General features: G+C 67.1%; 8 protein-coding genes and 2 rRNA genes. 2 read left to right on the top strand and 8 right to left on the bottom strand.

The genetic code is table 11. The annotated features are described in order from the left end of the window. Positions 1–8: 8 nt before the first annotated feature. A complete protein-coding gene (locus ACQP09_RS05425; RefSeq protein WP_432152535.1) occupies positions 9–824 on the bottom strand; it encodes a TlyA family RNA methyltransferase in 816 nt (271 codons plus the stop codon). A 7-nt stretch (positions 825–831) separates the two neighbouring features. Then, positions 832–1,200 carry a hypothetical protein gene (locus tag ACQP09_RS05430; protein WP_433396396.1) on the bottom strand — a complete coding sequence of 123 codons (369 nt, stop codon included), beginning with the start codon at positions 1,198–1,200 and terminating at the stop codon, positions 832–834. A gap of 42 nt (positions 1,201–1,242) precedes the next feature. Here ACQP09_RS05430 and ACQP09_RS05435 point away from each other — a divergent pair, with 42 nt between their 5' ends. Continuing rightward, positions 1,243–1,590: an SCP2 sterol-binding domain-containing protein gene (locus ACQP09_RS05435; RefSeq protein ID WP_433396398.1), complete on the top strand. Its 348-nt coding sequence runs from the start codon at positions 1,243–1,245 to the stop codon at positions 1,588–1,590. Between the two features lie 121 nt (positions 1,591–1,711). On the opposite strand, the gene ACQP09_RS05440 is transcribed toward ACQP09_RS05435, so the two are convergent. Next, the gene (locus ACQP09_RS05440) at positions 1,712–2,512 is read right to left on the bottom strand and encodes an ABC transporter ATP-binding protein (protein WP_432152532.1); all 801 of its coding nucleotides are present in this window, start codon (positions 2,510–2,512) and stop codon (positions 1,712–1,714) included. 115 nt (positions 2,513–2,627) lie between these two features. Next, on the bottom strand, positions 2,628–3,689 hold the full coding sequence (locus ACQP09_RS05445) for an HAD-IIA family hydrolase (RefSeq protein WP_433396400.1): 1,062 nt from the start codon (positions 3,687–3,689) through the stop codon (positions 2,628–2,630). A gap of 71 nt (positions 3,690–3,760) precedes the next feature. On the opposite strand from ACQP09_RS05445, the gene ACQP09_RS05450 reads away from it, so the two are divergent. Beyond that, a complete protein-coding gene (locus tag ACQP09_RS05450; RefSeq protein ID WP_433396402.1) occupies positions 3,761–5,038 on the top strand; it encodes a DUF1015 family protein in 1,278 nt (425 codons plus the stop codon). A 73-nt stretch (positions 5,039–5,111) separates the two neighbouring features. On the opposite strand, the gene ACQP09_RS05455 is transcribed toward ACQP09_RS05450, so the two are convergent. The 4 genes from ACQP09_RS05455 to ACQP09_RS05470 all read right to left on the bottom strand — a co-directional run bounded on the left by ACQP09_RS05455 (position 5,112) and on the right by ACQP09_RS05470 (position 10,526). Then, entirely contained in the window at positions 5,112–5,840 is a 729-nt protein-coding gene (locus ACQP09_RS05455; RefSeq protein ID WP_433396403.1) for a tetratricopeptide repeat protein, read from the bottom strand. Beyond that, the gene (locus tag ACQP09_RS05460) at positions 5,837–6,850 is read right to left on the bottom strand and encodes a hypothetical protein (RefSeq protein ID WP_433396404.1); all 1,014 of its coding nucleotides are present in this window, start codon (positions 6,848–6,850) and stop codon (positions 5,837–5,839) included. Before ACQP09_RS05460 ends, ACQP09_RS05455 begins: the two co-directional genes overlap by 4 nt. 323 nt (positions 6,851–7,173) lie before the next feature. Then, a 5S ribosomal RNA gene (gene rrf, locus ACQP09_RS05465) occupies positions 7,174–7,290 on the bottom strand. Positions 7,291–7,401: 111 nt separating this feature from the next. After that, a 23S ribosomal RNA gene (locus ACQP09_RS05470) occupies positions 7,402–10,526 on the bottom strand. Positions 10,527–10,576 lie beyond the last annotated feature (50 nt).

Here is a 10,576-nt window from a genome sequence, read left to right on the forward strand (position 1 = left end):
ATTCGTCGTCAACGAGGCCCCTCCGCCACTGCACGGTCGACATCCGCGGGATCCAGCTCAGGTGCGCCGGCCCGCAGCCACAGAAAGTACTCGACGTTCCCCGACGGTCCCGGCAGCGGACTGGCCGTCACCCCGCGTACGCCGAGCCCCAGCCCCCAGGCCCGGCGCGCCACTTCCCGTACGGCTTCGGCGCGCAGCTCCTCGCTCCGCACCACGCCGCCGCTGCCGAGCCGCTCCTTGCCGACCTCGAACTGCGGCTTGACCATGAGGACCAGGTCCGCGTCGGGCGCGGCGCAGCGAGCCAGAGCGGGCAGCACGAGGCCGAGCGGAATGAAGGACAGATCCCCGACCACCAGGTCGACCGCCTCCCCGTCGATGGCCTCCAATGTCAACTCCCGTACGTTGGTACGGTCCTTGACGACGACCCGTTCATCGGACTGCAGCGACCAGGCGAGCTGCCCGTACCCGACGTCGACGGCGACGACCTGCCGGGCCCCGGCCCGCAGCAGGACATCGGTGAACCCGCCGGTCGAGGCGCCGGCGTCCAGCGCCCGCCGCCCTTCGACGGCCAGACCGAGCGGCACGAAGGCGGCGAGCGCCCCGGCCAGCTTGTGGCCGCCGCGCGAGACGTACTCGGGGTCGTCCTCGTCCTTGGTGACGACGATCGCGGCGGCGGTCTCGACCTGGGTGGCGGGTTTGGTCGCGGTGGTCCGTCCGACGGTGACCCGCCCCGCGGCGATCAGCTGGCTCGCGTGCTCGCGCGAGCGGGCGAGCTTGCGGCGTACCAGCTCGGCGTCGAGGCGGCGACGTGCCACTCCTGCCACGTTCGGTTCAGCTCCTGTGGTCGTGCGTGTTGTCGTACGCGGGTGTGGGTCCGGGCCTGGGCGGCCCGGGTGCGGGGGCCGGACGGGCGTCCCCGGCCGGACGGGCGTCCAGCGAGGTCAGCGCATCCTTCAGCCCACGGTGTACATCCTCGTACACCTCGGTGTGCCCGTCCGCCGGGAGGTGGTCCGCGTCCGCCAGCCGCTCCAGGACGGCGTCGACCTCGGCCCGGCCGGTGGGGGTGCGGTCCACGCCGAGGGGTGCGGGCTCGGCGGGCTCGAAAGAGGGCGCGTCGTCCGTCGGCCCCTGCCCCGGTGTCTCCGGCTCCCCGGGCGCGCCCACGGGCGGCGCCTCCGCCTCCGGCATCCAGTCGCTCATGCCGAAACGCTACCGCGACGGGCCGGTGTACCGTCGAGCACGATGGCGACCATGGCGGAGTGCCGCAGCGCACTCGACAAACTTTCCGACAACCTGGCGGCGGCCGACGACGACGTGCGCGGCGCGGCCGCGCTCGACCGCTCGCTGAGCTGTCACATCAAGGACCTCGACATCACGTTCACCGGCCGGCTGGCCGATGGCCGGATCCAGGTCCAGGACACCGCCGAGGGCCCGCCCCGCGAGAAGGCGGAGATCCGGCTCGCGATGACGAGCGACGACCTGGTGGCCCTGGTCGACGGCGACCTGAACTTCGCGAAGGCGTGGGCCGCGGGCCGCGTACGCCTGGAGGCGGGCTTCAGGGACCTGCTGAAGCTGCGATCACTGCTGTAGCACACGTCTTCCCTGTCGCGTCCGGCCACACTTCCAGGACGTGCGGCGGCACAGATCAAGCCCGTCCGGCGATTGAGGACAAGGCGCCCGCCGGGGCGCCACCCGCACCCGTTCACCACCCTCAGGCGGCGACCTTCCGCGCCTTCCGGGCCGCCGGCACCACCAGCGGCGTCCCGGTCTCAGGATCATCGATCACCTGACACCGCATCCCGAACACCCGCTCCACCAACGCCGCGTCGACCACATCGGACGGCGCCCCCTCGGCGACGATCTCCCCGTCCCGCATCGCGATGAGATGCGTGGCGTACCGCGCGGCGTGGTTCAGATCATGGAGTACGGCGACGAGCGTGCGCCCCTGCGTCTCGTGCAGCTCCGCACACAGGTCGAGGACATCGATCTGGTGCTGGATGTCGAGGTACGTCGTCGGCTCGTCCAGCAGCAGCAGCGGCGTCTGCTGGGCCAGGGCCATGGCGATCCAGACCCGCTGCCGCTGACCGCCGGAGAGCTCGTCGACGTACCGCTCGGCCAGAGCGGCGACTCCGGTCGACTCCATGGACTCCTGGACCACCCGCTCGTCCTCCGGCGACCACTGCCGCAGCAGCCCCTGGTGGGGGTAGCGGCCACGGGCGACGAGGTCGGCGACGGTGATGCCGTCGGGCGCGATGGAGGACTGCGGCAGCAGCCCCAGCGTGCGGGCGACCTTCTTCGCGGGCAGCTGGTGGATGACCTGCCCGTCCAGCAGCACCTGCCCGCGGCTCGGCTTCAGCATCCGGGCGAGCGAGCGCAACAGGGTCGACTTGCCGCAGGCGTTGGGCCCGACGATCACCGTGAAGGAGTTGTCGGGTATCTCCACCGAGAGATCCTCGGCGATGACCCGCTGGTCGTAGCCGAGGGTCACCGATTCTGCGGTGAGGCGCTGCATGGTCGTACTCCCGGAGTCGGAGGGTGTCCGGTGGATCGGAGCCGGACGGACCTCCGACCAGCACGAAGTTAGGTTAGCCTACCTTCGCATTACCGCCCCGGCTCCGGGCGTCCCGCTACAGCCCGAGCGCCGAGACGGCCTTCTCCGCATCCAGCCCGAACGACCCGTCCCCCGCGAAGGTCCACGCCGCACCGCAGAGCGCCCGCAGCCCGTCCAGCGGGTCCCCTTCGCCGTCCAGGACCAGCTCCTCCCCGTCCCGTACGACCGCGCTCCACTCGCCGCACCGGAACACCTCGCCCGCGTCACCCTCCACCGTCACCTCGGGCTGCCCGGTCAGCAGCCCCCGCAGGTCCCGGTCCACATACGTCGGCCGGTGGTACGGCTCCGCGGCCAGCAGCTGGGCCGCGTCCGTCACCCCGGTCAGCACCAGCAGCGAGTCCACGCCTCCGTTGAACGCACCCTCGATGTCCGTGTCCAGCCGGTCCCCGACGACGAGCGGCCGCTTCGCCCCGGTCCGCAGCACGGTCTCGCGGTGCATCGGCGGCAACGGTTTGCCCGCCACCTGCGGTTCGGCGCCGGTGGCGATCCGTACGACCTCCACGGCGGCACCGTTGCCGGGCGCGATGCCACGGGCGCCCGGAATGGTCAGGTCGGTGTTGGACGCGTACCACGGCAGCCCGCGCGCCACGGCGTAACTCGCCTCCGCGAACCGCCCCCACGCCAGATCCGGCCCGCCGTACCCCTGCACCACGGCCACCGGTTCGTCGTCCGCCGACTCCACCGGCACCAGACCGCGCTCCCGCAGCGCGACCCGCAGCCCTTCGCCGCCGACGACCAGCACCCGGGACCCGGCGGGCAGCTGGTCGGCCATCAGCCGGGCCACCGCCTGGGCCGAGGTGATCACATCGGCGGCCTCGGCGGGCACACCCAGCTCGGTCAGGTGCTCGGCCACCGCGTCCGGTGTGCGCAGGGCGTTGTTGGTGACGTACGCGAGGTGCATCCCGCCGTCCCGCGCGGTACGCAGCGACTCGACGGCGTGGACGATCGCCTCGCCACCCGCGTACACCACGCCGTCCAGGTCGAGGAGAGCCGTGTCGTACGCCTCGCTCAGCGCCGTACTGCTCCCGGCGGGCCGATGCCGATCCCTGTCGTGCTGCTGACTCTGGCTCTGGCTCATATGGCTCTGCTCCTCAATCCCGTCTCTCCCCCGATCATCGCGCATGCCTCGTGCACACATACGATGCCCAAATGAACACTTCAGGCCCCGACGAGCAGGGGCTGCGGCTGATCCCGTTCCGAGGACTGCGTTACGTCCCCGAGCGGGTCGGCAGCCTGGCCGCGGTGACCTCACCGCCGTACGACGTGGTCGTCCGGCCCGACGGTCTGCACCACCTGGAATCGGCGGACCCGCACAACATCGTGCGCCTCATCCTCCCGCAGGCCGACACCGCCGAGGACCGGCACCGGCAGGCGGCGGAGACACTGGAGCGGTGGCTGGCCGACGGCGTGATCGCGCCGGATCCGGAGCTCGCGCTGTACGTCTACGAGCAGCGCAACGACCAGATCCTCCAGCGCGGCCTGATCGGCGCCCTGGCCCTTTCGCCCGCCGCCGACGGAATCGTGCTGCCGCACGAGGACGTCATGGACGACATCGTCGCGGACCGCGCCGAGCTGATGCGCACGATGCAGGCACACCTGGAGCCGCTGCTGCTGACCTACCGCAGCGACGGGGCCCGGGAGGGCGCCGCGGCGGTCATCGAGCGCACGGCCGAGCAACCTCCGCTGCTGGCCACCACGACGGAGGACGGGTTCCACCACCGCCTCTGGGCCGTCACGGACCCGGCCGAGCGGACCGAGATCCAGACGGATCTCGCCCGCCACCAGGCCCTGATCGCCGACGGCCACCACCGCTGGGCCACCTACCTCCGGCTCCAGCGGGAACAGACCGCCCCGGGCCCCTGGGACTTCGGCCTCGTCCTCCTCGTCGACACGGCCCACCACCCGCTCCAGGTCCGCGCGATCCACCGCCTCCTGCGCGGCCTGCCGGTGTCCCGGGCACTCGAAGGACTCTCGGGCCTCTTCCGCGTCCGTACGGTGGAGGGCTCGCTCCCCCGCGCACTCGACGCTCTCGCCGGCGCGGCGGCGGAGGGCAACGCGTTCCTGCTCACCGGCGACGGCGGCTTCCACCTGGTGGACCGGCCCGACCCGGCCCTGCTGGCCCGCACGATCCGGCCGGACCGGCCCGAGGCTTGGCGCACGCTGGACGCGACGGTCCTCCACTCGGCGCTGCTCGACGAGGTCTGGCGGATCCCCGACGCTCCCGAGCACATCGGCTACATCCACGACACCGAGGTCGCCGTCGAACAGGCCGAACGCCTGGGCGCCACGGCGGTGCTGATGCATCCGGTACGCGAAGAGGTCGTCCGGGACCTGGCCAGGCAGGGCGTCACCATGCCCCGTAAGTCGACATCCTTCGGCCCGAAGCCGGCGACGGGCCTGGTCATGCGGAGCCTGACCATCGACTGAGAAGGCGGCCGGACATGCGAAAGGGGCGGGATCCTGGGGGATCCCGCCCCTTTCGTGTGCCGGCTGTCAGCGACTAGGCGTTGTCGGCTCCATCGCCACGCCGGTCCGTGTCGGCGTCCCGCTCATCACCCTCGTCGTCCGCGTCGTCCTCGACGGACTGCACGACCTCGACGGCCTCGTCGTCACCGAGGGCGTCGACGAACTCCACTCCGTCCAGCTCGGCCAGCCGGTCCGACGCGTCGGTCGAGCCGTCCTTGTCGGCCTCCAGGGCCTTGCCGAACCACTCGCGGGCCTCGTCCTCGCGCCCAGCCTCCAGCAGCGCGTCCGCGTAGGCGTAACGCAGCCGCGGCGTCCACGGCTGGATGGAGTTGGAGGCCAGCTCGGGGCTCTGGAGCGTAACGATGGCGGCGTCGATCTGCCCCATGTCCCGACGGGCACCGGCGGCCACCAGCCGCATCTCGACCTGGCCGGCCTTGTCCAGCTTCTGCACCTCGGGCTCACCGGCCATGGCCATCGCCCGCTCGGGCCGGCCGAGACCGCGCTCGCAGTCCGCCATGACGGGCCACAACTCCACGGACCCGGTCATCCGCCGGGACGCCCGGAACTCGGCGAGCGCCTCCGCGTACTTCTGCGTCGCGTAGGCCGCGAACCCGGCCGCCTCGCGCACGGCAGCGACGCGCGAAGCCAGACGCAGGGCGATACGGGAGTACGCGTACGCCTCCTCCGGGTCCTCGTCGATCAGCCGGGCCACCATGACGAGGTTGCGTGCGACATCCTCGGCCAGGGTCTTCGGCAGGCTCATGAGCTCCTGGCGTACGTCCTTGTCGATCTCGTCACCGGTGACGTCGTCGGGGATGGGCAGCCGCTTGATCGGCTCACGGTCCCTGTCCCGGTCGCGGTCGTCACGGCCACGGAATCCGCCACGGTCGTCACGCTGCCCGCCGCGGTATCCACCACGGTCCCCGCCACGATCGCGGTCGTCACGGCGGAAGCCGCCGCCGGAGCCGCCGCCACGGTTGTCATCGCGCCGGAAGCCACCACCGCTGGGACGGCCACCACGGCTGTCGTCACGCTGCTGACCACCGCGGTAACCACCACGGTCGTCATCACGACGGGGCCCACGATCCCGGTCCCGGTCCCGGTCGTCACGGCGGAAGCCGCCGCCGGAGCCGCCGCCACGGTTGTCATCGCGCCGGAAACCTCCGCCGCTGGGACGGTCATCGTCGCGACGCGGCCCACGCGGCCGATCGTCACGCCGGTCGAACCCACCACCGCTGGGGCGACCACCACGGTCGTCCCGACGGAAGCCGCCACCGCCACGGTTGTCGTCACGGCGGAACCCACCACCGGAGCCGCCGCCACGGTTGTCGTCACGCCGGAAGCCGCCGCCGCTGGGCCGGTCGTCGTCGCGACGCGGCCCACGCGGCCGATCGTCACGCCGGTCGAACCCACCACCGCTGGGGCGACCACCACGGTCGTCCCGACGGAAGCCGCCACCACGGTTGTCATCGCGCCGGAAGCCGCCGCCGCTGGGCCGGTCGTCGTCGCGACGCGGCCCACGCGGCCGGTCATCACGCCGGTCGAACCCACCACCGCTGGGGCGACCACCACGGTCGTCCCGGCGGAAGCCGCCACCGGAGCCGCCACCACGGTTGTCGTCACGACGGAAGCCGCCACCGGAGCCACCGCCACGGTTGTCGTCACGACGGAACCCACCGCCCGAGCCGCCACCACGGTTGTCGTCACGACGGAAGCCGCCACCGGAGCCACCGCCACGGTTGTCATCCCTGCGCGGCCCACGATCGCGGTCACGGTCCCGGTCGTCACGGCCACGGAAGCCGCCACCGGTCGGCCGGCTGTCGTCGCGGCGCGGGCCGCGGTCGTTGTCACGGCGAGGCGCTGCGGAACCGGACCGGTCGTCACGACCACCGCGGAAACCGCCCCGGTCACCACCGTCCCGGCGACGCGGCTCGCGCTCCGGACGATCGTCGGGAGAGTTGGTGGACATGGGTGTGACTCCTGTCTTCGGGTACCACAGACATTCTCGCGCAGCCGACCGTCCGACGCGCTTCGACAAAAACAAAAGGACCCCTGGTCCCAGCGTGAACGCTGGGACCAGGGGTCCTTGAAAGATTGTTCGGCGGCGTCCTACTCTCCCACAGGGTCCCCCCTGCAGTACCATCGGCGCTGAAAGGCTTAGCTTCCGGGTTCGAAATGTAACCGGGCGTTTCCCTAACGCAATGACCACCGAAACCCTATCGGGTTCTAGCGAACAAGCACACTCTTCAATTAAGTAGTGAAACTGTTCAACCGGTGCGATAACTGTTCGCAACCCGGGAACAACACAGTGGACGCGAGCAACTGAGGACAAGCCCTCGGCCTATTAGTACCAGTCAGCTCCACCCCTTACAGGGCTTCCACATCTGGCCTATCAACCCAGTCGTCTACTGGGAGCCTTAACCCCTCAAGAGGGTGGGAATACTCATCTCGAAGCAGGCTTCCCGCTTAGATGCTTTCAGCGGTTATCCTTTCCGAACGTAGCCAACCAGCCATGCCCTTGGCAGGACAACTGGCACACCAGAGGTTCGTCCGTCCCGGTCCTCTCGTACTAGGGACAGCCCTTCTCAATATTCCTACGCGCACAGCGGATAGGGACCGAACTGTCTCACGACGTTCTAAACCCAGCTCGCGTACCGCTTTAATGGGCGAACAGCCCAACCCTTGGGACCGACTCCAGCCCCAGGATGCGACGAGCCGACATCGAGGTGCCAAACCATCCCGTCGATATGGACTCTTGGGGAAGATCAGCCTGTTATCCCCGGGGTACCTTTTATCCGTTGAGCGACAGCGCTTCCACAAGCCACTGCCGGATCACTAGTCCCGACTTTCGTCCCTGCTCGACCCGTCGGTCTCACAGTCAAGCTCCCTTGTGCACTTACACTCAACACCTGATTGCCAACCAGGCTGAGGGAACCTTTGGGCGCCTCCGTTACTCTTTAGGAGGCAACCGCCCCAGTTAAACTACCCATCAGACACTGTCCCTGATCCGGATCACGGACCCAGGTTAGACATCCAGCACGACCAGAGTGGTATTTCAACGACGACTCCACAACCACTGGCGTGGCCGCTTCACAGTCTCCCACCTATCCTACACAAGCCGAACCGAACACCAATATCAAACTATAGTAAAGGTCCCGGGGTCTTTCCGTCCTGCTGCGCGAAACGAGCATCTTTACTCGTAGTGCAATTTCACCGGGCCTATGGTTGAGACAGTCGAGAAGTCGTTACGCCATTCGTGCAGGTCGGAACTTACCCGACAAGGAATTTCGCTACCTTAGGATGGTTATAGTTACCACCGCCGTTTACTGGCGCTTAAGTTCTCAGCTTCGCACACCCGAAAGTGCACTAACCGGTCCCCTTAACGTTCCAGCACCGGGCAGGCGTCAGTCCGTATACATCGCCTTACGGCTTCGCACGGACCTGTGTTTTTAGTAAACAGTCGCTTCTCGCTGGTCTCTGCGGCCACCCCCAGCTCACCGAGTAAATCGGATCACCAGGAATGGCCCCCCTTCTCCCGAAGTTACGGGGGCATTTTGCCGAGTTCCTTAACCATAGTTCACCCGAACGCCTCGGTATTCTCTACCTGACCACCTGAGTCGGTTTAGGGTACGGGCCGCCATGAAACTCGCTAGAGGCTTTTCTCGACAGCATAGGATCATCCACTTCACCACAATCGGCTCGGCATCAGGTCTCAGACTTCATGCACGACGGATTTACCTACCGTGCGTCCTACACCCTTACCCCGGGACAACCACCGCCCGGGCTGGACTACCTTCCTGCGTCACCCCATCGCTTACCTACTACAAGTCTGGTTCATCGGCTCCACCACTACCCTCAACTCCGAAGAGATCGGGCCGGCTTCACGGACTTAGCATCGCCTGATTCAGTACTGGGCGTTTCAAAGCGGGTACCGGAATATCAACCGGTTGTCCATCGACTACGCCTGTCGGCCTCGCCTTAGGTCCCGACTTACCCTGGGCAGATCAGCTTGACCCAGGAACCCTTAGTCAATCGGCGCACACGTTTCTCACGTGTGTATCGCTACTCATGCCTGCATTCTCACTCGTGAACCGTCCACAACTCGCTTCCGCGGCTGCTTCACCCGGCACACGACGCTCCCCTACCCATCCACACAGGCGTTGGCCCTATGTGTGTGAATGACACGACTTCGGCGGTACGCTTGAGCCCCGCTACATTGTCGGCGCGGAATCACTTGACCAGTGAGCTATTACGCACTCTTTCAAGGGTGGCTGCTTCTAAGCCAACCTCCTGGTTGTCTCTGCGACTCCACATCCTTTCCCACTTAGCGTACGCTTAGGGGCCTTAGTCGATGCTCTGGGCTGTTTCCCTCTCGACCATGGAGCTTATCCCCCACAGTCTCACTGCCGCGCTCTCACTTACCGGCATTCGGAGTTTGGCTAAGGTCAGTAACCCGGTAGGGCCCATCGCCTATCCAGTGCTCTACCTCCGGCAAGAAACACACGACGCTGCACCTAAATGCATTTCGGGGAGAACCAGCTATCACGGAGTTTGATTGGCCTTTCACCCCTAACCACAGGTCATCCCCCAGGTTTTCAACCCTGGTGGGTTCGGTCCTCCACGAAGTCTTACCTCCGCTTCAACCTGCCCATGGCTAGATCACTCCGCTTCGGGTCTAGAGCGTGCAACTCAAACGCCCTATTCGGACTCGCTTTCGCTACGGCTTCCCCACACGGGTTAACCTCGCTACACACCGCTAACTCGCAGGCTCATTCTTCAAAAGGCACGCAGTCACGACTGACAGCACAAGTGCTGCCAGCGACGCTCCCACGGCTTGTAGGCACACGGTTTCAGGTACTATTTCACTCCGCTCCCGCGGTACTTTTCACCATTCCCTCACGGTACTATCCGCTATCGGTCACCAGGGAATATTTAGGCTTAGCGGGTGGTCCCGCCAGATTCACACGGGATTTCTCGGGCCCCGTGCTACTTGGGTGATTCTCAAACGAGCCGTTGATGTTTCAGCTACGGGGGTCTTACCCTCTACGCCGGACCTTTCGCATGTCCTTCGCCTACACCAACGGTTTCTGACTCGTCTCACAGCCGGCAGACTATGAAAGAGAACTCCCACAACCCCGCATGCGCAACCCCTGCCGGGTATCACACGCATACGGTTTGGCCTCATCCAGTTTCGCTCGCCACTACTCCCGGAATCACGGTTGTTTTCTCTTCCTGAGGGTACTGAGATGTTTCACTTCCCCTCGTTCCCTCCACACTGCCTATGTGTTCAGCAGCGGGTGACAGCCCATGACGACTGCCGGGTTTCCCCATTCGGAAACCCCCGGATCAAAGCTTGGTTGACAGCTCCCCGGGGACTATCGTGGCCTCCCACGTCCTTCATCGGTTCCTGGTGCCAAGGCATCCACCGTGCGCCCTTAAAAACTTGGCCACAGATGCTCGCGTCCACTGTGCAGTTCTCAAGCAACGACCAGCCACCCA

This window comes from Streptomyces sp. CA-146814, from assembly GCF_050942385.1.
In the GTDB taxonomy this organism is placed as follows: Bacteria; Actinomycetota; Actinomycetes; order Streptomycetales; family Streptomycetaceae; genus Streptomyces.

Bases quoted from the DNA above. Each gene is read 5' to 3' on its own strand.
- ACQP09_RS05430 (WP_433396396.1), bottom strand. From the start codon at position 1,200: ATGAGCGACTGGATGCCGGAGGCGGAGGCGCCGCCCGTGGGCGCGCCC.
- ACQP09_RS05435 (WP_433396398.1), top strand. From the start codon at position 1,243: ATGGCGACCATGGCGGAGTGCCGCAGCGCACTCGACAAACTTTCCGAC.
- ACQP09_RS05440 (WP_432152532.1), bottom strand. From the start codon at position 2,512: ATGCAGCGCCTCACCGCAGAATCGGTGACCCTCGGCTACGACCAGCGG.
- ACQP09_RS05445 (WP_433396400.1), bottom strand. From the start codon at position 3,689: ATGAGCCAGAGCCAGAGTCAGCAGCACGACAGGGATCGGCATCGGCCC.
- ACQP09_RS05450 (WP_433396402.1), top strand. From the start codon at position 3,761: ATGAACACTTCAGGCCCCGACGAGCAGGGGCTGCGGCTGATCCCGTTC.
- ACQP09_RS05455 (WP_433396403.1), bottom strand. From the start codon at position 5,840: ATGAGCCTGCCGAAGACCCTGGCCGAGGATGTCGCACGCAACCTCGTC.